The following is a 23483-nucleotide window of genomic DNA, read 5'->3' on the forward strand; positions in this document are numbered from 1 at the left end:
GGCGGGCGATCAGCGAGAAGGGGGTGCGCCGGCACCCGAGTGGCGGCGAGGGCTACGCGTCCGCGGCACGGTGAGGGCCGCCCCTCAGGGGATCGGCCGGCCGGGGACGCGGGTGAAGCGGACGTCCATCGGCTCCGGCGCGGGCGGCGTGCCCGGGCACGCCGAACAGTTCGTCCTGGGCCTGGTCGCGGGCCGTCAGGAGGGCTCCGCGGAGCACCGCGCCGCCGCCCAGGGCGCTGGGCCGCACATCGGCGGGCAGGGGCGACATGGCGGCCAAGCGGTCCCGCACCCGCGCGGCGAGCGCCTCGCCGCCGGCCTGGCCGATCTCGCCGCCCAGGACCACGTGGCCGGGGTCGAGCAGCGCGACCACCGAGGCGACGCCCACGGCGATCCGGTCGGCCAGGTCGTCGAGGAAGCGTGCCTCCGGGGAGGCGGGGCCGGCCGTCGTGACGGCCGTCCGTACCGCGCCCGCCGCCGGCGGCTCGGTCCCCGGCTCCGCCGCGACGCCGTACTCCTCCGCCAGCCGGGCGATCGCCGTCGCGCCCACCAGGGAGTGGAAGCCGCCCGCGCAGTCGGTGGCCGACGGCAGGCCGCTCGTGCCCGGGACCGGGAGGAAGCCGATCTCGCCCGTGCCGCCGGAGGCGCCCCTGCGCAGAACGCCGTCGAGGATCACGGCGGCGCCGGTGCCGTGTCCCAGCCACAGCAGGACGAAGGTGTCCCGGTCGCGGGCCGCTCCGTCGCGCTGCTCGGCCAGCGCCGCGAGGTTGGTCTCGTTCTCCACGCTGACCCGGGCCTGCGGGAACCGTTCCTGGAGCGCGGCGACCAGGCGCCGGTGCCACTCGGGCAGGCCCGTGGAGTCGCGCAGTTCGCCGCTCGCGGGGTCGATCAGCCCGGGCGCGCCGATCCCGACGGTGTGCGGCCGGTCCGCGCCCGCCTCCTTCACCGTCCGCTCGACCAGCGCGACCGCCTGTTCGACCGCCGGGCCGGTCCCCGCGTCCCCGGTGATGGGCAGGGCGGCCTCGGCCAGTACGTCGCCGACGAGGTCCGACACGACCACGGTGACGCCCTCGGTGCGGACGTCCAGCGCGGCCAGGTGCGCCCGGTCCGCGACGATGCCGTACAGCTTGGCGTTGGGGCCGCGCCGCTGCTCCCCCGCCTCGCCGGCCACCGCGATGAGCCCGGCGGCGGTGAGCCGCTCGACGAGGTCGGCGACGGTCGGCCGGGACAGCCCGGTCAGTTGCTTCAACTGCCCTGCGGTCAGCGGGCCTTCCTGCTGGAGCAGGCGCAGGGCGAGCCGGTCGTTGATGGCTCTGGCGGTGCTCGGGGATGCGGCCATGCCGGGATCCTTCCAGATCGGCGGGGCCGGCCGGCGCAGGCGCCGCCCCCGGATGCCCCATATCTTTCAGGCAGGGTTCCTGATAGTTTACGGCGGCGCATGCGGAAACCGACGGCCGGGAGGGGCGGGACGATGAGCGCAGTGGTCCATCGACAGCGTGACGTGAGGCGGGCGCGGTACGCCGTGGCCACCGTGTTCGCCGTGCACGGCGCCGTCACCGGCTCGTTCGCCACCCGCGTCCCCTGGATCCAGGACCACGCGGGGGTGAGCGCCGGGCAGCTGGGCCTCGCGCTCGCCTTCCCCGCGCTCGGGGCCTCCGTCGCGATGCCGCTCGCGGGAAGGATCAGCCACCGCTTCGGCGCCCGCACGGCGCTGCGCGGTCTGATCGCGCTGTGGACGCTCGCGCTGCTCCTGCCGTCGGTCGCGCCGAACCTGCCGACCCTCTGTCTGGCCCTGTTCGCCTACGGCGCCACGGCCGGCATGTCCGACGTGGCGATGAACGCGCTGGGCGTGGAGGTGGAGAACCGCCTCGACAAGTCGATCATGTCCGGACTGCACGGCATGTGGAGCGCCGGCGCCCTGGTCGGCTCGGCGGCCGGCACGCTCGCCGCCCACCTGGGTACGGACGCCCGGCTGCACCACGCGCTCGCGTCCGCCGTCCTGACGGCGGTGGGCGTGACCGCCTGCGCCTGGGTGCTCGATCTGCAGCCCGCCGAGGACGAGGAGCCGCCGCCGCGGTTCGCGCTGCCGCCCCGCTCCGCGCTGCTCATCGGCGCGATCGGTTTCTGCGCGGTGTTCGCGGAGGGCGCGAGCCTGGACTGGTCGGCGGTCTACCTGCGCGACCGGCTGGAGGCCTCGGCCGGTCTCGCGGCGGCCTGCACCACCGGTTTCACGCTCACCATGGCGATCGCCCGGATCGCCGGGGACCGCGTGGTGGACCGCTACGGCGCCGTGCGCACGGTCCGCGCGAGCGGTGTCGTCGCCCTGCTGGGCGGGCTGCTGATCGTGTTCGCCGGGCATCCCGCGACGGCGATGGGCGGGTTCGCGCTGATGGGGCTCGGCATCGCGGTGGTCGTGCCGCTGTGCTTCGCCGCCGCCGGCCGCAGCGGCTCCAACCCGAGCCTGGCCATCGCGGGCGTCGCGACCATCACCTACACCTCGGGGCTGGTCGCCCCGAGCGCGATCGGCCTGCTGGCCCAGGCGACCAGCCTGATGGTGTCGTTCGTCCTGGTGACGGTGCTGTCGTGCGGCATCGCGGGCTTCGCGGGCGTGCTGCGCGCGGGAGACCGTACGAAGGTCACGCGTCCGGGCGCAGCAGTTCCCGAGCCCCGTCCCTGAACGCCTCGCTCCAGGGCGCCGGGCGCAGGGTCGTGGCGTCCAGCCGCACCAGCACCCGGCTGCCTCGCGCGTAGGTCACCGCCCCGTCCGCCGAGCAGAGGCGGAAGCCGTACGTGAGTCCGGTCCTGCCGAGCCGCTCCAGCCACAGGTGGACCGCGTACGCGCCGGCGCGGGTCACCGGGGCCTCGTAGCCGATGCGCAGTTCCCGGACCGCGTTGCAGGCGTCGCCGGCCGCCGACCAGTCGCCGTCGAAGCGGACGCCCTTCTCCTGCCACAGCTCGGTCCACGCCCGCTCGACGAGCAGCGGATAACGGGCGTTGTGCAGCAGCCCCAGCGCGTCGAGGTCGTCGAAGTGGACGGTCACGGGGATCAGCCGGCCGTACGACAGGGCGGGGGCGGGCGGGGCTTCGGCGGTCACGGGTGGGGCTCCTGGGACGTGCGGGATGAGTGCCGCCTCCACGGGACAGCGGCGCACCCTCATCCTAAGCAGACGCTCAGCCGAGCCGCCCCCGCCCGCCCGCTTGTACGAAGCACTGCCGCCCAGCCCGCACAATGGTCCGGACACGCTGCACGTACGACGAAAGCGACAACCCATGGATCTCGGCGTCCGGTGGAAACTGCACGGCGACGGACGCACCCCGGCCCCCGGCGCGGTGGTCCGCCCCGACGAACGGCTCTCCTGGCCGCGCACGGCGGGTCTGGGCGCCCAGCACGTCGTGGCGATGTTCGGCGCCTCCTTCGTCGCCCCGGTGCTCATGGGTCTCGACCCCAACCTGGCGATCATGATGTCGGGTGTCGCGACCGTCGTCTTCCTGCTCGCCACGCGCGGCCGGGTGCCGAGCTACCTCGGCTGCTCGCTCTCCTTCGTCGGCGTCGCCGCGGTCATCCGGGCCCAGGGCGGCTCCAGCGCCACCGTGACCGGCGCGGTGTTCGTGGTCGGGGCCGCGCTGTTCCTGGTGGGTCTCGCGGTGCGGCGCTTCGGGGCGCGGATCATCCACGCCGCGATGCCGCCGATCGTCACCGGCGCGGTGGTGATGCTGATCGGCTTCAACCTGGCGCCGGTGACCGCCTCCACCTACTGGCCGCAGGACCAGTGGACCGCCCTGTCCGTGATGCTGTTCACCGGTCTGGCCGTGGTCTGCCTGCGCGGTTTCTGGTCCCGGATCGCGATCTTCCTCGGGCTGATCTTCGGATACGTCCTGTCCTGGGCGCTCGACCGGGTCTTCGGAAGGATCCACTCGGCGGACGCGGGCGGCCAGGTCACCGACCACTGGCGCCTGGACCTGTCCGGAGTGGGCCAGGCCGACTGGATCGGCCTGCCGACCCTGCACGGCCCGTCCTTCGAGTGGTCGGCGATCCTGGTCGCCCTGCCGGTGGTCATCGCGCTCATCGCCGAGAACGCGGGGCACGTCAAGGCGGTCGGCGAGATGACCGGCGACAACCTCGACGACAAGCTCGGCACGGCCATCTCCGCCGATGGTGTCGGCTCCATGCTGTCCACCGCGGTCGGCGGCCCGCCCAACACCACCTACTCCGAGAACATCGGCGTGATGGCCGCGACCCGCGTCTACTCGACCGCCGCCTACTGGGCCGCCGCCGGCTTCGCCCTGCTGTTCGGCCTGTGCCCGAAGTTCGGCGCGGTCGTGGCCGCCGTCCCGGGTGGTGTGCTCGGCGGGATCACCGTCATCCTGTACGGCATGATCGGCCTGCTCGGCGCCCAGATCTGGATCAACGCCAAGGTGGACCTGCGCAATCCGCTGAACCTGGTGCCGGCCGCCGCGGGCATCATCGTCGGCGTCGGCAACGTCACGATGGAGTTCACCGACACCTTCTCCCTCAGCGGCATCGCGCTCGGCACGCTGGTCGTCATCACCGGCTACCACGCGCTGCGCGTCTTCGCGCCCGCCCACCTCAAGACGCAGGAGCCGCTGCTCGACGAGGGCACGTCCTCCTACGACACCGACGGCACCGACGGCACCGAGGGCGATCAGCGCGCCAAGTCGTAGGCGTACGACGGGGTGAAGGCGCCCGGCGCCCCCTCGCAGCCGTCGGACTCCCCCGGCGGCTTCACCCACAGGTAGGCGTCGATGCCGGCCTCCCCGGTGCTCGGCGTCGGAGGCCGGCCCAGCTTGCGGCCGGCCGGGTCGCACCATGCGCCGTCCGGCGGGGCGCCGTTGCCGTTGCGGCTGGTGTCGATCACCGCGCCGAGGCCCGGCGGGCCGTCGAGGGCGTCGAGCACGGCACGAGCACGGGCACCCGGCCCTGCGCCGCACCGCCCGACGCCACCGCACGCACCCGGGAGGTGATCGAGTCCGGGGAGTGGTCCGCGAACCACACGGCCGCCGGCCGGTCGGCTGTCCGGGACTCGATGACCGCGCGGCGCGGATCGTCGGGGTGGGCCCGCACCCAGTCCAGGACCTGTGACGCGGGGTGGCGGTAGAGACGGGTGGACACGGGGGCGGCCCGCCGCTCCGTCCCGGCCCCGGACGCGGACGCCTTCGCGCTCGCCTTCTCCCTCGGACCGGCCGTGGGAGAAGCCGGCTTCGTCGCCGACCGCGAGGAAGCCGGCGGGAAAGAGGGCGAAGGCACGACGGGCGGCGGTTCCAGGCGGGGCGAGGCGGTCACCGCGGGGCGTGCCTCGTCGGCGCCGCGTCCGTCGCCGACCGCCGACATCATCCCCGTGGCGGTGCCGACCGCGACCACCACGGAGGCCGCCGCGAGCATCGTGCCGCGCCGGACGGCACGCCGGCGCTCGGCCCTTCGCGCGGACAGGCGCTGGGCACGCGAGCCTGACACAGTACTGCTCCCCCTCCCCCGTGACGGGCGCGTTCCCCCGTTCCGGGGAAGCGTCGGGCCCGCCGCCACTGGCGCCACCCCAAAGGTGCGACTCTGCGCCCATGGTGCGATGCGAACAAGTCCTCACCGCCGTGGACGGGGTCGTCTCCCGTATGCGCGCCCTCGACGCGGCCCTGCCCGCGCGGGACGGGGTCGCGGTGTTCAACCGTGTCTACCTCGCCGTCACGGAGGCCGTGGACCGGCGGATCGACACCGGCCGGTTCCCGGACGCACGGGCGGCGATCACGCTGGACGTGCGGTTCGCGGAGCGCTATCTGGCGGCGGTGGACGCGGCGTCGCGGGAGCGGCGGCCGCCGGCCTGCTGGCGCCCGCTGTTCCAGTTCCGCCGGCACCCCGGCGTACGCCCGCTGCAGTTCGCGCTCGCGGGCATCAACGCGCACATCGGCCACGATCTCGCGCTCGCCGTCGTGGACACCTGCCGTACGCTCGCCTGCGAACCCCTCGAGCTGGAGGACGAGTTCGACCAAGTGGGCGATCTCCTCCTCTCGCTGGAGGACCGGATCCGCGAGGAGCTGATCCCGGGCCCCGAGGTGCTGCGGATCGCCGACCCGCTGACCCATCTGCTGGGCGCGTGGAGCCTGGAACGCGCCCGGGACGCGGCCTGGACCGCGGCCCGCGCCCTGTGGGCGCTGCGCGGACTGCCGGACGTCGCCGGGGAGTTCACCGAACGCCTGGACACGGCGGTGGGGTTCGCCGGCCGCATGCTGCTCACCCCGCTGCCGGACTGATCCGGCAGCGGGCGGCACGGCCCGTGACGGTCCGTGCCCGGCGGGCTCAGTCCTCGGGGAGTTCGACCGGGGCGATCTCGTCGTAGAGGTCGCCGGGGCCCGGGTTGGTCGGGTCGGTCTCGCCTCCGAAGTGGCGCATGACGCCCCAGACCGCGTTCAGCGCGGTCTGGACGGCGCCCTCCGCCCAGCCGGCCGTCCAGGAGATGTCGTCGCCGGCGAGGAAGATGCCCCGCTTGTCCTCGGGCAGCGCCTCCTGCATGAAATGGGTGAACAGGCGGCGCTGGTAGCGGTAGTGGCCGGGCAGGTTGGCCTTGAACGCGCCCATGAAGTAGGGCTCGTTCTCCCAGGAGACGGTCACCGGGTTGCCGATGACGTGCTTCCGGATGTCGACCTTGGGGTAGATCTCGCCGAGCGACTTCAGCATGACCTCCATCCGCTCGTTCGCGGACAGCGGCAGCCACTTCAGGCTGTCGTCGCACCAGGTGTAGGAGAGGCAGATGACGGCGGGCCTGTCGGGGCCGTCGTCCAGGAGGTACGTCCCGCGGGTCATCCGGTCGGTGAGCGTCATCGACATGACGTCCCGGCCCGTCGGGTTCCCCCTGTCGTCGACGGCCTTGTCGAGCCAGAACGGCCGGTCCACGGGCACGAAGAGCTTGGAGCTCTCCATGTAGTGGGTGCGCTCGATGGCGGTCCAGTGGTCGATCGGGAAGAGCGAGTCGTCGCAGGCGATCTTGGAGAGCAGCATCCAGGACTGGGCGGTGAAGACCGCCGCCCGGTACGTACGGATGTCGCCGTCGGCGTCCGTCACCGTGATGCGGTTGCCCGCGGTGCGGTTGAGCCGCGTGACCGCCGGGCGGGGCTCGCCGTCCGGGTGCAGGGACCGCAGCGAGGTGCCGTACGGCCAGTGGACGATCTTCTCCGGCTCGCGCTCCCACAGGCGCAGGGGCAGTTGCTGGGAGCCGCCGACGATGCCGCGGTGGTGGTCGTCGGCCTCGGTGTAGACGACGCGGAGGATCTCCAGGATGGAGTTGGGGAAGTCGGTGTCCCAGCCGCCGGTGCCGAAGCCGACCTGGCCGAAGATCTCGCGGTGCCGGAAGGACTTGAAGGCCTCGGAGTCGCAGAGGAAGCCGTAGAAGGTCTGGTTGTCGAGCTTCTCCACCAGCTTCGCCCAGATCTCCCGGATGCGCGGGACGTCGCGCTCGCGCAGGGCGCGGTTCATGTCGGAGAAGTCGGCGCCCTCTTCCAGGCACCTGGCCCAGGCGTCGGCCACGTCCCGGTAGACCTGGGGCAGGTCGTCGAGGGTCTCGGCGTAGTGCGACTCGCCCTTCAGGTCGACGACGGTGGACGGCGTCGCCTCGGCGAGGGGATTGGGGAAGGGGCGGGTCTCGAGGCCCACCAGGTCGATGTAGTGCTGGAGCGCCGTGGAGGACGGCGGGAAGCGCATCGCGCCCATCTCGGCGGTCAGCGAGGGGTCGCACCCCTCGAAGCCGACGGTCCGCAGCCGGCCGCCGATCCTGTCGGCCTCGTAGACGACGGGCTTGAGGCCCATCTTCATCAGCTCGTACGCGGCGACGATTCCGGACAGGCCGCCGCCGATCACCGCGACCTCGGCGCCGTGCTCGGTCGCCGGCACCTGTCCGAGGCCCGCCGGGTGGGCGAGGAAGTCGTCGTACGCGTACGGGAAGTCCGGGCCGAACATGGTGATCGGCGGCTGCTGCTCGTCGGCGTGCTCGATCGCGTTGGGCACGGTGGACGTCATGGGGTGCGGACTCCTTGCACGGGTGAAGCGGGGGCGGGGCGCGGGTGTTCAGGCGAGGGACCCGTAGAGACCGGGGCGGCGGTCGGTCAGATACGGGTTGTTCTCACGGGACGCGGCGAGGAGGGCGGGGTCGGCGTCGGCGACGACGAGTTCCTCGGTGCGGCCGGCCCGGGTGCGGGCGACTCCGTCGGGGGCGGCGAGCGTGGACAGGCCCACGAACTCGAACTCGCCCTCCTGGCCGACCCGGTTGACGTACGCGATGTACATCTGGTTCTCGAACGCCCGCACCGGTACGACGGACTCGGCGACGAACTGGAACGGGTGCAGCTGTGCCGTGGGCACCAGGAGGAGGTCGGTGCCGGCCAGCGCGTGGGCGCGCACGTTCTCCGGGAACTCGACGTCGTAGCAGATCATCAGGCCGATGGTGAGGCCGTCGAGCTCGGCCTGCACGACGGTCCGCTCTCCCGGGGCGAAGTGGTCCCGCTCGAAGCAGCCGTAGAGGTGGGTCTTGCGGTAGTTCGCGAGCCGGGTGCCGTCGGCGGAGACCAGCTGTACGGAGTTGAAGACGCGCTCGCCGTCCCGCTCGGGGTAGCCGTAGGCGATCGCGAGGCCGTGCCGGGTGGTGCTCTCCGCGATCGCGTCGGCCGCGTCGCCGTCGGCGGGCTCGGCGAGCCGGCCGATGTCGTCGCCGATCGCGTACCCCGTGAGGAACAGCTCCGAGGTGACGAGCAGCCCGGCGCCCGCGGCGGCGGCACGGCCGGCCGCCTCGTCGAGGACCTTGAGGTTCTCGACGACGGATCCGGGCCGTCCGGAGCTCTGGAGCAGGGCGGTGCGCATGCGTGTTCCTCGTCGGTACGCGGGGGGTTCAGGGGCCAGATAGAAGGTACGGTCGGCCGGCTCGGGCGGACAAGGCGGAGCCGTTGCGCACCGGTGAGCGGTTCGTTGCGTCCGGGGCGGGGATGGCGGCGATTCGTTGCACCGGCCTCGTCGCCGCGCGGTGAGTGGTGGGATCGGCGGGGCGTTCGCGCGGCCCGGCGCTTTGCCGAGTGCCCGGCGTCGATGAGGGCCGGGGGGTGTTCGCGCGGCCCGGCGCCTGGCGGGTAGCCCACGCCGGTGCGAACCGAGGACCGCCTTGCAACCCGCCGCCTCGCGAGGAGCCCCCGTTGGTGTGAGCCGGGGTGTTCGCGCGGCCCGGCGCGTGCAGGGTGCCTCCCCCACTCTCGGCTTCGCTCGAGCGGGGGGGGACCCCCATGAGCGGGGTACCCCCATCGCCCTGGGGGTACCTCCCAGGCCCTCAAGGCACTGGGGGAGGCACGACTGCCCGCGGAGGGCGGGGACCGACGGCGGGTGGCCGCGTACGGCGCGCAGGGGTCGGGGCGGGGGGGGCCGCCCGCAGCGGCCGGCGCGTCCGCACCCCGCACCCCCTCCGGCAGGCGTGATCCGCGCCGGTCCGAGGACGGACACCCCCGCCCCGACCCCGACCCACCCACCCACCGCAGGCGCTACGGCGAACCCTCACTCACGGCGTGCCCCGGCGGCCCCGGCGAGCAGCAGGGCCGCCGCCGTCGCCAGGTACGGCACCGCGAACACCGCGAAAGCGGTGCCGTGGGCGCCGCCCGAGGCGATCAGCGCGTAACCGCCGTAGACCGCGACCGTCGCCAGTTCCGTGCCCAGGCCCGCCACCGAGGTGAGGGTGGCCCGGCCGGTGTCCTCGATGCGCCGCTGGAGACGGGCGTCGGCCAGCACCGTCGCCGCCTGGAAGCCGCCGAAGGCGAGGGCGACGAGACCCAGCCCCCAGGGGGTGCCGTCGGCCGCGCCGACGGCCAGGGCGAGCCCGGCCCCGGCCAGCAGCGCGGCGAGCCCGGCCGTGCCGAGCCGCTCGCCCTCACCGGCCAGCAGGCTTCCGGCGGTGGCGCCGGCCCAGATCAGCAGGAGCAGGCAGGGAACGGTCCCGTCGGCGACCCCGGTCTCCCGCACCAGCAGGGGCGTGTACTCGTCGAGGGCGCCCCACACCGCACCGACGGCCGGGACGAGCAGCAGCGCCCCGCGTACGGACCGGTCGGCGCGGGCCCCGGCGAGTCCGGCGCGCAGGGTCGCCGTCCAGCTCTCGTGTCCCGTCTTCGGCGAGCGCCGCTCGGGGAACCGAAGTGCCGTGGCCGCCGCCAGCAGGCACACCAGCACACTGGCGGCCCCGACGGCGGTGTGGCCGCCCAGGGCGAGCACAGGGCCGGCCAGTCCCATCGCCGCCATCACGGCGACCAGTCCGGCCGCGCGGGCCCGGCCCATGACCCGGGCGTAGCGGCCGGCCGCGTCGAGCCGTTCCAGCTCGTCGTAGACCAGGGCCTCGAGCGCACCGGAGCCGAGCGCCCCGCCGGCGCCCCACAGCACGAAGCCGAGGGCGAAGGCGCCGTACGACGGGAGGAGCACCCACAGGGCGAAGCCGGCGGCGGTGAGCAGCGGGCCGAGCCACAGCAGCAGTCGGCGGGAGACGGCGTCGGCCCAGACGCCGGAGGGGACCTCCAGCAGCACACCGGTCACCGACCACAGGGCGAACAGGGAGGAGATCTGCCCGACGGACAGACCGGCGTCGCTGAACAGCAGCGCGTACACCGGGTAGAGCAGGACGAAGTCTTCGAGGAACGCGTAGCCGTACAGCGTGGTCGTCAGCCGTCGCACGCGGACGTCGGGGGCACGCGTGGGCGTGAGAGTCATGAGGCCTTCCCGTAAGGGCGGTTCGGACACCGGACGTCGAGGACGTACGGCGGCCGGGGCGGCCCTCGGGAGGCGCGGCCGGTGGATCAATGTCGCCAGGTCATGACCCTCATGCTAGACCGGTCGTAAGGGGTTCCGCCCGGTGTTTCCCCGGCCGGCGCTCATCGCTCCCGGGCGGGGAGCCGGGGCGGCAGCACGACGTCGCCGCTGCGCTTGAGGCGCTGCCAGGGCAGCCGGTACCCGTTGACCGCGGTGAGGCAGGCCTGGACGAGCACCAGGTACATGAGCTGGCGGTAGACGATCTGCTGCAGCGGGAGCGTCCACAGCGGCCGGAGGCTCTCGCCGTCGAGGCGGAAGGCGTAGGCCGCGCAGACGGTCTGCACGGCCAGCACACCGGTCCACGCCAGCATCGTGAGGAGCGGGTTCCCGAAGACCAGGCCGTAGACGGTCAGCAGGTCGATCAGCGGGGCGAGGAGCGGGGTGAGGATCTGGAAGACGGCCAGCAGGGGCAGTCCGAGGCGGCCGAAGTGTCCCGCGTGGCCGCGCTCGACCAGCGCGTGCCGGTGCTTCCACGCGGCCTGCATGGTGCCGTAGCTCCAGCGGTAGCGCTGGCGCCACAGTTGCCGCAGTGAGGCCGGCGCCTCGGTCCAGGCGAGCGCGTCCTCGGTGTAGCGGACCTCCCACCCGGCCCGGTGCAGGGCCATGGTGATGTCGGTGTCCTCGGCGAGGGTGTCGCCGCTCATCATCCCGGCGTCCCGCAGGGCCGTGACGCGGAAGGCCCCGACGGCGCCGGGGACGGTCGGCATGCAGCGCAGCAGGTCGTACGTGCGGCGGTCCAGGTTGAAGCCCATCACGTACTCGATGTGCTGCCAACGTCCCAGCAGACCTCGGCGGTTGCCCACCTTGGCGTTGCCGGCGGTGGCGCCGACGGCCGGGTCGGCGAACGGCTGGACGAGGCGGTGGACGGTCGAGGGGGCGAAGACCGTGTCGGCGTCGAGCATGACGACGAGGTCGTGGGAGGCCCGCCGGACGCCGGCGTCGAGGGCCGACGCCTTGCCGCCGTTCGGCCGGCGGAGCACCGTGATCTGCGGGAGGCCGAGTGACTCGGCGACGTCGGCGGTGCCGTCGCCGGAACCGTCGTCCACGACGATGATCTCCACGGGGTGATCGCTCACGGCGAGCGATCGGAGCGTCGTGGCGATGCACAGTCTCTCGTTGTACGCGGGGACGACGACGCTGACGGGCCGGGTGACGGGCCGGCCGGCGCCGGGGTGCGGGCGCCGGTGGGCGTGGTGGTGGGCGAGGACCAGCATCAGCGCGCACCGCGCGAGGACGAGCGTCCCGACGACCAGCAGCAGCACGCCCACGACCGACACCGCCGTGTCCGACACGGTCACGGCGGTCACGAACACCCGGCCCTTCCACAGGGTTCCCGTGTCGACGGGGCTGGTGAGACCGTCGGCGCCGACGAGGTCGGCGATCGTGGTGAAGCGGTAGCCCTGGGCCTGGAGCCGGGGGATCAGGATGTCCAGCGCCCGGACGGTCTGCGACCGGTCCCCGCCCGAGTCGTGCAGGAGGACGACCGTTCCGCGGCCCGGCACGTCCGGTGTGGCCGCGTCGGCGATCGCCCGGGCGCCCGGCCGCCGCCAGTCCCTGGTGTCCTGGTCGACGAAGGCCAGCACGTAGCCCTTCTCGCCCAGGTGCCGGGCGACGGACCAGGACGGCCCGTCCAGGGCGGCGGTGGTCGAGGAGTAGGGCATCCGCAGGAGCGAGCTGTTGACGCCCCCGGCTCCGGCGAGGGCGAGCTGGGTCAGCGCCAGCTCGCGGTCGGTCTCGCGCGCGGACAGCGTGGCCAGGTCCCGGTGGGAGAAGGTGTGCACCCCGATCTCGTGACCGGAGCGGATCAGGTCGCGCAGGACTCCGGGGTGGCGCACGGCCTGCTGGCCGGTGACGAAGAAGGTGCCGGGCGTGCCGTGGCGGTCGAGGACGGCCCGGATCCGGGGTGTCCAGACGGGGTCCGGGCCGTCGTCGAAGGTCAGGACCACCGTTTTGGCCGGTGCCCGGTAGGTGCGCGGGTGGTCATGGGTGGTGTCGACGACCGGGCCGCCGTCGGCGACCTCCCGGGGGGCGCCGGTGGCGGGTTTCCCGGCGCGTCCCTCCTGGTCTCCGGAGAAGCCCCGGGTCGTGTATCCCTCGACCAGGAGCACCGAGACGACGAAGGCCAGCAGGACCAGCGGGACGACGACGCGGAAGCGGTGCCGGGACGGCAGGGGCGCTCGGGTCCGCCGCGGCCCGGGTGCCGCCGGTGGGGGACGGACCGGCCGGCGGCGCATCAGGGGGTCCCGGCCACGGGCGCGTCACCGCCCGGGGCGTCGGACGGCGCCTGCGGCGGCTCGGACGGACCGGGGGGCGGGGTGGGCCGGGGCGTGTCCGGCGAGGGCTCCGGGGCCGGCGGCTCGTCCGTTCCCGCGGGCGGATCGTCCGGGGGCGGCTCGGGTGCGGGTTCGCTCCCGGTGCCGGGGCCGGGTGCGGACGGGTCGTCGGGGGCGGGGGCGTCGGGCTCCTGCGGTGCCGGCGGAACGCCGGTCGCGGGGGTCTCCGGTCCGGCCGGGGCCGGGGGCGCCGGTCCACCGGGGACGAGCGGGGCCCCGGGGGTGAGGAGCGGACCGCCGGGCGACGTGGACGGGGGAACCAGCAGGGAGCCCGGTCCCACCGCCGTGCCGGCGTCGCCGAAGTCGCTCCGCCCGGGGTCGAGCACGCCGCTGGGCGGTCGGGGTCCGTCGTCCGGTCCCCCTTCCCGGTCCGGCGTCGACGGGGCCGTGGTCTCCCCGGGCAGGGGCGGCAGCAGGGCGCCCGGTGCGAACGGGGTCGCCCCCATGAGGCTCAGTACCAGCACCACCAGGTACGCGGCCGCCAGTCCGGCCACGCCGTATCCGGTGCGCCGGAGCACCCGCGCGCGCCTGCCGGTGGAGTCGACGAACACGGGGAAGCACGGATCAGCCGGTGAGACGATCCCCTCATGTCCGGAATCATCCTGATTCCGCATGGAGCCAGCCTACGCCGGACCGGGGCTTCCTACGCGGGCGCTCCCGACGAGAACCGCCGCAGCAGCGGGGACAGCACCAGCACGGACTTGGTCCGCTCGACGAACGGCTCGCCCGCGATGCGTTCCAGGACCCGTTCGAAGTGGCGCATGTCGGAGGCGAAGACCTGGGCGACCGCGTCCGCGTCGCCGGTGACGGTGGAGGCGGCCACGACCTCCTGGTAGCGCTCCAGGCCCCGTTGGATGGTCTCCGGCGAGGTGTTGCCCCGGCAGTAGATCTCGACGAATCCCTCCGTCTCCCAGCCGAGGGCGGCCGGGTCCACCCGTACGGTGAATCCGGTGATGGCCCCGGTGGCGCGCATCCGGTCCACGCGCCGTTTCACGGCGGGCGCGGACAGACCGACGAGCCGGCCGATGTCCGCGTAGGAGCGGCGGGCGTCCTCGGCGAGGGCGTGCACGATGCGTTCGTCGAGATCGTTCAGCACTGCGGGCGGTTCACTTCGCTTCTGGTGTGGCGGGGGCGGCGAGCCGGGAGCGGCGGTGGCCGTACAGGAAGTAGAACACGAGCCCGACGGCCATCCAGACACCGAAGACCACCCAGGTGACGGCCGACAGGCTGCCCATCATCCACACGCAGAACGCGAAGCCGACGACGGGCAGGACCGGGGACAGCGGCACCCGGAAGGTGCGGGGCATGTCGGGACGGGTCCGGCGCAGCACCACGACGGCCACGTTGACCAGCGCGAAGGCGAACAGGGTGCCGATGCTGGTGGCGTCGGCGAGCCGGCCGAGCGGGACGGCGGCGGCCAGCACGCCGCAGAAGAGGGAGACGATCAGGGTGTTGGTGCGGGGCGTGCCGCTCTTCGGGCTGACCTTGGCGAACGCCTTGGGCACCAGCCCGTCCCGGGCCATGGCGAACAGGATGCGGGTCTGGCCGTAGAGCACGGTCAGGACGACGCTCGCGATGGCGATGACGGCGCAGAACGCCAGCAGGGTGCCCCAGAAGCTCTGGCCGGTGACCTCGCGCATGATCTGGGCGAGCGCGGCCTCGGAGTCGGTGAAGTGCCGCCAGGGCTTGGCGCCCACGGCGACGGCGGCGACCAGCACGTACAGCGCGGTGATGACGGCGAGCGACAGCAGGATCGCGCGGGGCAGGTCGCGCTGGGCGTTCTTCGCCTCCTCGCCCGCGGTGGAGGCGGCGTCGAAGCCGATGTACGAGAAGAACAGCGTCGCCCCGGCGGCGCTGACGCCGGCCATGCCGAGCGGCATGAAGTTCTCGTAGTTGCCGGAGCGGAAGCCCTGGACGCCGACGGCGCAGAACAGCACCAGGGCGCCGATCTTCACGACGACCATGATCGTGTTGGCGCGGGCCGACTCGCGGGCGCCGCCCATCAGGAACACCATGGCGAGCAGGACGACGATCAGCGCGGGCAGGTTGAAGACGCCGCCGTCGCCGGGCGGGGCGGAGAGCGCGGCCGGGACGGTGACGCCGAGGGTGCCGTCGAGCAGTTCGTTCAGGTACTCGCCCCAGCCGACGGCGACGGCGGCGACCGAGACGCCGTACTCCAGCATCAGGCACCAGCCGCAGACCCAGGCGACCAGCTCGCCCATCGTTGCGTACGCATACGAGTAGGAGGAGCCGGAGACCGGGATGGCGCCCGCCAGCTCGGCGTAGGAGAGGGCCGAGAAGAGGGCCGTCAGACCGGCTATGACGAAGGACAGCGTGACGGCCGGACCGGCCTTGGGGACGGCCTCGCCGAGGACGACGAAGATGCCGGTGCCGAGGGTGGCGCCGATGCTGATCATGGTCAGCTGCCACAGTCCGAGGGACCGCCGCAGGGAGCCGCCGTCACCCTGGCCACCCTCAGCGACCAGGCGTTCCACGGGCTTGCGGCGCATCAGGCGCGCGCCGAGGCCCGGGGACGGCGGGGCGGCGGGACTGTTGTCGTGCGGGGGTGCGCCCTGATCGAGCACGCGCTGACTCCTTCGTCGCTGCCGGTCTTCCGCGGCAGGGACCGACGACGTCCCACGACAGCCGGGACCCGTCGGGCGGGGTCCTCGCCGCACCACGTACAGCGCGTAACCCTACGAGGTTCTCCGTTGCTCCTGAAATGCAGCAACCTTGCGCGTCCCCGCAAGATCTTTGCGTTGCCGACGGGGAGGCGGGTGTTCGTTGCGCGAGGGCTTTCGACCGTTGCGCACCGGCCCCCGTCGGTCCCGGGGGCGGGGTCGACGGGGGCCGGGCGGGGGTGGGGGGACGTCAGTTCCAGCTGGCGTGCAGCGGCTTGCCCTCGGCGTAGCCGGCGGCGCTCTGGACGCCGACGACGGCCTTCTCGGCGAACTCCTCAAGCGATCCGGCCCCGGCGTAGGTGCAGGAGGAGCGGACGCCCGCGATGATCGAGTCGATCAGGTCCTCGACGCCGGGGCGGGCCTGGTCGAGGAACATGCGGGAGGTGGAGATGCCCTCCTCGAAGAGCGCCTTGCGGGCGCGGTCGTACGCCGACTCCTCCGAGGTGCGGTTGCGCACGGCACGCGCGGAGGCCATGCCGAAGGACTCCTTGTAGGGGCGGCCGTTCGCGTCGTGCTGGAGGTCGCCGGGGGACTCGTAGGTCCCGGCGAACCAGGAGCCGATCATCACGTTGGACGCGCCGGCGGCGAGCGCCATCGCCACGTCGCGCGGGTGCCGGACACCGCCGTCGGCCCACACGTGCTTGCCGTACTTCCGCGCCTCGGCGGCGCACTCCAGGACGGCGGAGAACTGCGGCCGGCCGACGCCGGTCATCATGCGGGTGGTGCACATGGCGCCGGGGCCCACGCCGACCTTGACGATGTCGGCGCCGGCCTCGATCAGGTCGCGGACGCCCTCGGCGGCGACGACGTTGCCGGCGACGACCGGCACCCGCGGGTCGAGGTCGCGGACCAGTTTCAGCGCGCCGATCATCGACTCCTGGTGCCCGTGCGCGGTGTCGATGACGAGCGTGTCGACGCCGGCGTCCAGCAGCTGCCGGGCCTTGCCCGCCACGTCTCCGTTGATGCCGACGGCGGCGGCTATGCGGAGCCTGCCCCGTGCGTCGGTGGCCGGGGTGTACAGGGTGGCGCGCAGGGCGCCCTTGCGGGTCAGGATGCCCGCCAGACGGCCGTCCCCGTCCACGGCGGGCGCGTAGCGGCGGTTGGCGGCGTCGAGGGTGTTGAAGGCCTCGCGCGGGTCCATGTCCGCGTCGATGAGGATCAGGTCCTTGGACATGACCTCCTCGAGCTGGGTGAAGCGGTCCACTCCGGACAGGTCGGTGTCGGTGACCACGCCGACCGGCCGGTGTCCGTCGTCGACGACGACGCCCGCGTTGTGCGCGCGCTTGGGCAGCAGGGCGAGCGCGTCGGCGACCGTCTGGTGCGGGGCCAGCACGATCGGGGTGTCCAGGACGTGGTGGCGGCCCTTCACCCAGGAGACGACCTCGGTGACGACCTCGATCGGGATGTCCTGCGGGATGACGACGAGTCCCCCGCGACGGGCCACGGTCTCGGCCATGCGGCGGCCGGCGATGGCGGTCATGTTGGCGACGACGAGCGGGATGGTGGTGCCCGTGCCGTCCGGGGAGCTGAGGTCCACGCCCTGACGCGAGCCGACCGCGGAGCGGCTCGGCACCATGAAGACGTCGTCGTACGTCAGGTCGTACGCGGGCTGGATGTCGTTGAGGAAACGCACGTGCTGCACATCCCAGTAGATCAGAGGTGGCCCCCGGACAGGTCAGCCAGGGGGAAGAGCACGTACTTCATTGTCCCATGTCGACCGGAACGTCGGCTCCGGGCGGATCATCCAGGCTGGTCGGAGCCCTGTCCGGAGGATCCTCCAAGAACCGGGGCCGCGGCGGACGACGGTGTCGGGCCGGACGGGGGACCGGCGGGGGCCTGCCGCGGACGCGGCGCTCCGGCGCGCCCACGAGCCGGACCGTCGGGTCGTACGGCGCCCCGGTGCCGTCGTGGACGACGCGCCGCGGTCCCGGGTGCGGCGGGCCCCGCCGTCCCGCCCGGTGACGACGCGCCGCGTCCCGCGGCCGGGCGGGCGACGGGACGCGGGGGCAGGGCCCGCCCCGGCCGCCGTGCGGCCGGCGCCGCCAGGCCCTCCCTCGCCCCGCTCGCCGTCGGGGGCCGTCAGGGGCCGTCCGGGTCCGTGCGGTTGAGGGCGGACCTGGGGGCGGTCCCCGCCGTCATCAGGTAGTCCGCGGCCGACGTGTCCGTCACCAGGCTGGTGACGAGGCCCGAGCGCAGCACGGCGTCGATCGCGGGCCCCTTGCGCTGGCCGCCCGCGATCGCCACGACCTCGGGGACCCGGCGCAGCTGGTCGGTCTTGACCGTGATGCACCGCTCCCCCAGGTCCCGGCCGACCCGGCGCCCCTCCGCGTCGAAGAGGTGCGCGGACATCTCCGCGGCGACGCCGAGGGAGGCGTAGTGCGCCCGTTCCTCGTCGCTGAGCATGTCGTGCACCGTGGAGATGCCCGGCTCCCAGGACCCGATGGAGACGCAGGCGACGGTGACCTTGTCGAAGTACTCGAAGGCCCGCGCGATGCCGGTCTGGTGGCGCAGCGCCTCGGCGGTGGCCTCGTCCGGCAGCAGCATCGGCGCGTAGATGGGGTGGGCGTCGCCGCCCGACACCTGCGCGGCGCGCCGCACGGCCTCCACCGAGCCGCGCTCGGCGGTCCCGGCGTCGTACACGCCCGTCAGCTGCACGACCGTGCAGGGCGGCAGCCGGTCCAGGGCCGCCGCCATGTGGATGGTGGAGCGGCCCCAGGCCAGGCCCAGCACATCCCCCTCGTTGACCAGCTCGCCGAGCAGGTCGGCGGCCACCTCTCCCAGGTTCTCGGGATCGGGTGTCTCCTCGGCCTCGGCCGGGGACTCGACCACGACGGCGTGCCTCAGGCCGTACCGGGCGCGGAGCGCGTCGGAGCGCTCGGCGTCCAGCTCGGCCGGCACGCGGATCTCGATCCGTACGAGATCCCGTTCGAGGGCGGTCTCCAGGACCCGGGCCACCTTGAAGCGGCTGACGCCGAACTCCTCGGCGATCTGGATCTTGGATTTGCCCTCGAGGTAGAAGCGGCGGGCCATGGCCGCCGCCTGCACCAGCTCAGCGGGTCCCATCCGCATGGCTGACCGGCCCGCCGACATACCCGACACGGCGCTCTCCTCACTGCTGTTCACACTCTGGATTCGCCGTTCATCCTCGCAGATCCGGCGCTGTCGATCAGCCCTGCCGGGCGCCGTTCACGTTTCTGACGCTCAGTGGTCGCATGCCCACGATGCCTTGGCCGTCGCGGCCTCCGCCTGGTTGCGCAGTGCACGTACCGCCTCGGCCGGGTCCGCCGCCCCGTACACGGCGGACCCCGCGACGAAGACATCGGCGCCGGCGTCGGCGCACCGCTCGATGGTGGACGCCGAGACCCCGCCGTCGACCTGGAGCCAGAGCTCGAGACCGTGCTTGTTGATCAACTCGCGGGTGCGGCGAATCTTCGGAAGCATGATGTCGAGGAAGGCCTGGCCCCCGAAACCCGGCTCGACCGTCATGATCAGCAGCATGTCGAGTTCGGGGAGCAGGTCTTCGTACGGCTCGACGGGGGTCGCCGGCCTCAGCGCCATGGAGGCACGGGCGCCCTTGGCACGGATCTCCCGGGCGAGCCGTACGGGCGCGGTGGCCGCTTCGACGTGGAAGGTGACCGACCCGGCCCCCGCCTCCACGTACTGGGGCGCCCACCGATCGGGGGACTCGATCATCAGATGGCAGTCCAGCGGGGTGTCCGTCGCGCGGGTGAGCGACTCCACGACCGGCACACCGAGCGTGAGGTTCGGGACGAAATGGTTGTCCATGACGTCGACGTGGAGCCAGTCGGCGCCGGCCACCGCCTTCGCCTCGTCGGCGAGGCGGGCGAAGTCGGCGGACAGGATGCTGGGGCTGATCTGCGGGGCCATGCCTCAAGACTGCCATGCCCTCCGGGGGTTGCCCGCATCGGTCCCGTGCGGCGGCGGTCGTGCGTAGGCCGCGGGCCGTCCGCGGTGGGCCGCGCCCGTGCGGCGGGGCCGTGGGCGCCCCCTTCCCGGTATGGCGGCGGAGGTGGCCATGAGCGGTAGCCGTGGGGCCGCGCGGCTGGTCTGCGGTCGGCGTTCCAAGTGGCTGGTGCTCGGTCTGTGGGTGGTGGTGCTGTTCGCGGTGGCGCCGTTCGCCCAGAAGCTCGGTGACGCGCAGGACAACGACGCGGCGTCCTGGCTGCCGGGGTCCGCCGAGTCCACGCAGGTGCTGGAGATCTCCGAGGGCTTCCGGCCCGAGCAGATCCCCGCGGTCGTGGTCTACGCGCGAGGCGGCGGGCTGACCGCCGCCGACCGGGAGCGGATCGCCGAGGACGTGGCGCGACTCGAGCGGCTGGGCGACCACGGCATCAGGGGCGGCGAGACCCTCGGCCCCGTCTTCGACCGGGAGACCGACCCGCGGGCCGCGCAGGTCCTCGTGCCGATCACGATGGACGCCCGGGGCTGGGAGCGGATCGGCCCCGCGGTCGACTCGATCCGGGGCGAGGTCGGCGAGAGCGGCGGGGGCCTCGCCGTGCACATCACGGGACCGGGCGGCACCTCGGCGGACCTCTCCGAGGCGTTCGCGGGCATCGACTCCACTCTGCTGCTGTCCGCGACGGCCGTCGTCGTCGTGATGCTGCTGATCACCTACCGCAGCCCCACCCTGCTGCTGGTGCCGCTGCTCGCGGTGATCTGCGCGCTGTTCACGGCACAGGCCCTGATCTACTTCCTGGCCGAGTACGCGGGCCTGACGGTCAACGGGCAGAGCGCCGGCATCCTCACCGTGCTCGTCTTCGGCGCGGGCACCGACTACGCCCTGCTGCTGGTCGCCCGCTACCGGGAGGAGCTGCGCCGGCACGAGGACCGGCACGAGGCGATGGCGCTGGCCCTGCACCGCGCGGGCCCGGCGGTGCTCGCCTCCGGCGCGACCGTCGTGCTGAGCATGCTGGTGCTGCTGACCGCCGAGATGAACTCCACCCGGGGCCTCGGCCCGGTCGCCGCGATCGGTGTCGCGGTCGCCCTGCTGGCCATGCTGACGCTGTTCCCGGCGCTGCTGGTCGTCTGTGGCCGGTGGATCTTCTGGCCGGTGGTCCCGCACCATGGCGCCCCCGACCCGACCGAGCGGGGCGTGTGGGCCCGCACGGGCCGCGGCATCGCCCGCCGCCCGCGCATGGTCTGGGGCGTGACGGCGGCGGTGCTGGTGGTCTGCTCGCTGGGCCTGGTCCAGCTCCGCGCGGAGGGCATCGACAACGCGGACGCCTTCACCGGGAAGCCCGACTCGATCACCGGGCAGGAGGTCTCCGCGCGGTACTTCCCGGCGGGCAGCGGCAATCCGCTGGTCGTCGTCAGCGACCGGGAGCAGGCCGAAGCGGTGGGCCGCGCGGTCGCCTCCACGGAGGGGGTCGTGCCGGAGTCCCTCGGTCTGCCCCCGGGCACGAAGCCCTCGTTCGAGGGCAAGGTCCTGTTCGAGGCCACCATGACCGCTCCGGCGGACAGCGAGGCGGCCAAGCAGACCGTGGAGCGGGTGCGCGACGCCGTGCACGCGGTGCCGGGCGCCGACGCGCGGGTGGGCGGCGGTACGGCGGCGCTGCTGGACATGGACGAGGCGACCACCCACGACAACATGCTGATCATCCCGCTGGTGCTGGTGGTCGTCCTGCTGATCCTGTGCGTGCTGCTGCGCGCCCTGATCGCCCCGCTGCTGCTGATCGCGACGGTGATCCTGTCGTTCGCGGCGGCGCTCGGCCTCAGCGCCCTGGCCTTCCGGCACGTCTTCGACTACGCGGGCGAGTCGACCGACTTCCCGCTGTTCGTGTTCGTCTTCCTGGTGGCGCTGGGCATCGACTACAACATCTTCCTGACCACCCGCATCCGCGAGGAGGCCGCCCACCGGGGCACCCGGCCGGGCGTGGTCACCGGCCTCGCGGCCACGGGCGCCGTCATCACCTCGGCGGGCCTGGTCCTCGCCGGCACCTTCGCGGCCCTCGGCACGCTGCCCATGGTCGCGTTCGCCGAGATCGGCTTCGCGGTCGCCCTGGGCGTGCTCATCGACACCTTCGTCGTGCGGTCGGTGCTGGTCACGTCCCTGTTCCTGGACGTGGGCCCGAAGGTGTGGTGGCCGCACCGGCTGGCCCGCGAGGACGGCGGCGAGGTGAGGGAGCCCGAGGCGGGCGTCAGCCGGTCCGGCGGATGAGGGCCAGGTACATCGCGTCGGTGCCGTGCAGATGCGGCCACAGCTGTACGTCGGGGCCCTCGCCCAGGTCCGGTACGCCGGGCAGCAGCGGCCGGGCGTCGAGCAGATCGGCGTCCGGGAACTGTTTGAGGAGGTCGGCGACCACGGCCCGGGTCTCCGCGAGGTGCGGGGAGCAGGTGGCGTAGCCGACGACACCGCCGACCCGTACGGACTCCAGGGCGGTGCGCAGCAGCCCGCGCTGGAGCGGGGCGAAGCCGTCCAGGTCCTCCGGGCGGCGCCGCCAGCGCGCCTCGGGGCGGCGGCGCAGGGCGCCCAGCCCGGTGCACGGCACGTCGACCAGCACCCGGTCGAAGCTTCCGGGGCGCCACGGCGGGCGCGTCCCGTCGGCGGCGACGACCTGGTACGGCCCCGGGTTCCCGGCGAGCGCCTTCGCCACCAGCCCGGCCCGGTGCGGCTGCTTCTCGGAGGCCAGCAGCACGGCGCCCCGTTCGGCGGCGAGCGCGCCGAGCAGCGCGGCCTTCCCGCCCGGTCCGGCGCACCCGTCCAGCCACATCCGGTCGGGGCCCTCGACGGGCGCGTTGGCGAGCGCGAGCGCGACCAGCTGGCTGCCCTCGTCCTGCACGCCGGCCCGGCCCTGGGCGACCGCCGCGATGGCGCCCGGCTCCCCGCCCTCGGTGAGCCGCACCGCGTACGGCGACCAGCGGCCGGCGACGGCGGCCTCCTCGTCGAGCAGTTCGGTGGTGGTCGCCCGCCCGGGACGGGCGACCAGGGTCACCTCGGGCCGTTCGTTGTCGGCCCGCAGCAGCTCCTCGAGGCCGACGCGTCCGCCGCCGAGGGAGTCCCACAGCGCGGAGACGACCCAGCGGGGGTGCGAGTGCACGACGGCGAGGTGGTCCTCGGGGTCCTCGTCGTAGGGCGGCGCGACCCGCTCCAGCCAGCCGTCGAGGTCGTCCTGCGCGATCTTCCGCAGTACGGCGTTGACGAACTTGGCCCGCCCGTCGCCGAGCACCACCCGGGCCAGCTCGACCGTGGCGGACACGGCGGCGTGCGTGGGGATGCGCGTGCCGAGCAGCTGGTGCGCGCCGAGGTTCAGCACGTCCAGCACCGGCGGGTCCACCTCGCGCAGCGGCCGGTCCACACAGGCGGCGACGATCGCGTCGTACGTCCCCTGACGGCGCAGCGTGCCGTACACCAGCTCGGTGGCCAGCGCCGCGTCGCGCGCCTCGAAGTCGCCGTTCTCGCGCGCCTTGCGCAGCAGCGGGGGCAGGACGAGGTTGGCGTACGCGTCCCGCTCGTCGACGGCCCGCAGGGCCTCGAAGGCGAGGATGCGGACGGGGTCCTTCTTGGGTCGGCGGTAGGGCTTGGCGGGCCTGTGGGGCCGACGGGGCTGGTCGCTCACGAAAAAGGTGCTCCGGATGTGGGGTGAGGTGCGCGGTCCAGCCTACGCCGCGGCGGTCCCGGCG

General features: G+C 73.8%; 17 protein-coding genes and 1 pseudogene. 4 read left to right on the top strand and 14 right to left on the bottom strand.

Annotated elements, in window-relative coordinates; translation table 11 throughout:
• Nucleotides 1–52: 52 nt before the first annotated feature.
• Nucleotides 53–1336 carry an ROK family transcriptional regulator gene (locus ADK41_RS37520; RefSeq protein WP_234318982.1) on the bottom strand — a complete coding sequence of 428 codons (1284 nt, stop codon included), beginning with the start codon at nucleotides 1334–1336 and terminating at the stop codon, nucleotides 53–55.
• Nucleotides 1337–1468: 132 nt separating this feature from the next.
• Here ADK41_RS37520 and ADK41_RS37525 point away from each other — a divergent pair, with 132 nt between their 5' ends.
• Nucleotides 1469–2674, top strand: coding sequence for an MFS transporter (locus ADK41_RS37525; protein ID WP_030832739.1), 1206 nt, complete (start codon nucleotides 1469–1471; stop codon nucleotides 2672–2674).
• On the opposite strand, the gene ADK41_RS37530 is transcribed toward ADK41_RS37525, so the two are convergent.
• On the bottom strand, nucleotides 2634–3092 hold the full coding sequence (locus ADK41_RS37530) for an acyl-CoA thioesterase (RefSeq protein ID WP_030832742.1): 459 nt from the start codon (nucleotides 3090–3092) through the stop codon (nucleotides 2634–2636). The two genes, ADK41_RS37525 and ADK41_RS37530, sit on opposite strands and share 41 nt — an antisense overlap.
• A 175-nt stretch (nucleotides 3093–3267) precedes the next feature.
• Here ADK41_RS37530 and ADK41_RS37535 point away from each other — a divergent pair, with 175 nt between their 5' ends.
• Entirely contained in the window at nucleotides 3268–4680 is a 1413-nt protein-coding gene (locus tag ADK41_RS37535; protein ID WP_030832744.1) for a uracil-xanthine permease family protein, read from the top strand.
• On the opposite strand, the pseudogene ADK41_RS37545 reads toward ADK41_RS37535, so the two are convergent.
• Nucleotides 4662–5398: pseudogene (locus tag ADK41_RS37545) on the bottom strand (glycoside hydrolase family 6 protein). The gene ADK41_RS37535 and the pseudogene ADK41_RS37545 overlap by 19 nt on opposite strands.
• A gap of 173 nt (nucleotides 5399–5571) precedes the next feature.
• On the opposite strand from ADK41_RS37545, the gene ADK41_RS37550 reads away from it, so the two are divergent.
• Nucleotides 5572–6258: a DUF5995 family protein gene (locus ADK41_RS37550; protein ID WP_030832746.1), complete on the top strand. Its 687-nt coding sequence runs from the start codon at nucleotides 5572–5574 to the stop codon at nucleotides 6256–6258.
• 46 nt (nucleotides 6259–6304) lie between these two features.
• Here ADK41_RS37550 and ADK41_RS37555 read toward each other — a convergent pair whose 3' ends face one another.
• The 10 genes from ADK41_RS37555 to rpe all read right to left on the bottom strand — a co-directional run bounded on the left by ADK41_RS37555 (nucleotide 6305) and on the right by rpe (nucleotide 19730).
• Nucleotides 6305–8017, bottom strand: a complete 1713-nt coding sequence (locus ADK41_RS37555) for a flavin monoamine oxidase family protein (RefSeq protein WP_030832747.1) — start codon at nucleotides 8015–8017, stop codon at nucleotides 6305–6307.
• A gap of 48 nt (nucleotides 8018–8065) precedes the next feature.
• Nucleotides 8066–8854: a carbon-nitrogen hydrolase family protein gene (locus tag ADK41_RS37560; RefSeq protein WP_053670369.1), complete on the bottom strand. Its 789-nt coding sequence runs from the start codon at nucleotides 8852–8854 to the stop codon at nucleotides 8066–8068.
• Nucleotides 8855–9532: 678 nt separating this feature from the next.
• The gene (locus ADK41_RS37565; protein ID WP_053636898.1) at nucleotides 9533–10729 is read right to left on the bottom strand and encodes an MFS transporter; all 1197 of its coding nucleotides are present in this window, start codon (nucleotides 10727–10729) and stop codon (nucleotides 9533–9535) included.
• Between the two features lie 161 nt (nucleotides 10730–10890).
• On the bottom strand, nucleotides 10891–13062 hold the full coding sequence (locus ADK41_RS37570) for a bifunctional polysaccharide deacetylase/glycosyltransferase family 2 protein (protein WP_030832753.1): 2172 nt from the start codon (nucleotides 13060–13062) through the stop codon (nucleotides 10891–10893).
• On the bottom strand, nucleotides 13062–13775 hold the full coding sequence (locus ADK41_RS37575; RefSeq protein WP_030832755.1) for a hypothetical protein: 714 nt from the start codon (nucleotides 13773–13775) through the stop codon (nucleotides 13062–13064). The genes ADK41_RS37570 and ADK41_RS37575 overlap by 1 nt, the downstream gene beginning before the upstream one ends.
• Nucleotides 13776–13804: 29 nt before the next feature.
• Entirely contained in the window at nucleotides 13805–14257 is a 453-nt protein-coding gene (locus ADK41_RS37580; RefSeq protein WP_030832758.1) for an Lrp/AsnC family transcriptional regulator, read from the bottom strand.
• A 10-nt stretch (nucleotides 14258–14267) separates the two neighbouring features.
• Nucleotides 14268–15746, bottom strand: a complete 1479-nt coding sequence (locus ADK41_RS37585) for an amino acid permease (protein ID WP_030832761.1) — start codon at nucleotides 15744–15746, stop codon at nucleotides 14268–14270.
• Nucleotides 15747–16032: 286 nt separating this feature from the next.
• Nucleotides 16033–17475, bottom strand: a complete 1443-nt coding sequence (locus tag ADK41_RS37590; protein WP_030832764.1) for a GuaB1 family IMP dehydrogenase-related protein — start codon at nucleotides 17473–17475, stop codon at nucleotides 16033–16035.
• Between the two features lie 446 nt (nucleotides 17476–17921).
• Entirely contained in the window at nucleotides 17922–18965 is a 1044-nt protein-coding gene (locus tag ADK41_RS37595) for a sugar-binding transcriptional regulator (protein ID WP_106979548.1), read from the bottom strand.
• A gap of 78 nt (nucleotides 18966–19043) precedes the next feature.
• A complete protein-coding gene (gene rpe, locus ADK41_RS37600; RefSeq protein ID WP_030832770.1) occupies nucleotides 19044–19730 on the bottom strand; it encodes a ribulose-phosphate 3-epimerase in 687 nt (228 codons plus the stop codon).
• Between the two features lie 148 nt (nucleotides 19731–19878).
• Between rpe and ADK41_RS37605 the strand changes: the two genes are divergently transcribed.
• A complete protein-coding gene (locus ADK41_RS37605) occupies nucleotides 19879–22020 on the top strand; it encodes an MMPL family transporter (RefSeq protein ID WP_030832773.1) in 2142 nt (713 codons plus the stop codon).
• On the opposite strand, the gene ADK41_RS37610 is transcribed toward ADK41_RS37605, so the two are convergent.
• A complete protein-coding gene (locus ADK41_RS37610; protein ID WP_030832776.1) occupies nucleotides 22001–23419 on the bottom strand; it encodes an RsmB/NOP family class I SAM-dependent RNA methyltransferase in 1419 nt (472 codons plus the stop codon). The genes ADK41_RS37605 and ADK41_RS37610 overlap by 20 nt on opposite strands.
• Between the last annotated feature and the right edge of the window lie 64 nt (nucleotides 23420–23483).

Source organism: Streptomyces caelestis, from assembly GCF_001279005.1.
Lineage (GTDB): Bacteria > Actinomycetota > Actinomycetes > Streptomycetales > Streptomycetaceae > Streptomyces > Streptomyces heliomycini.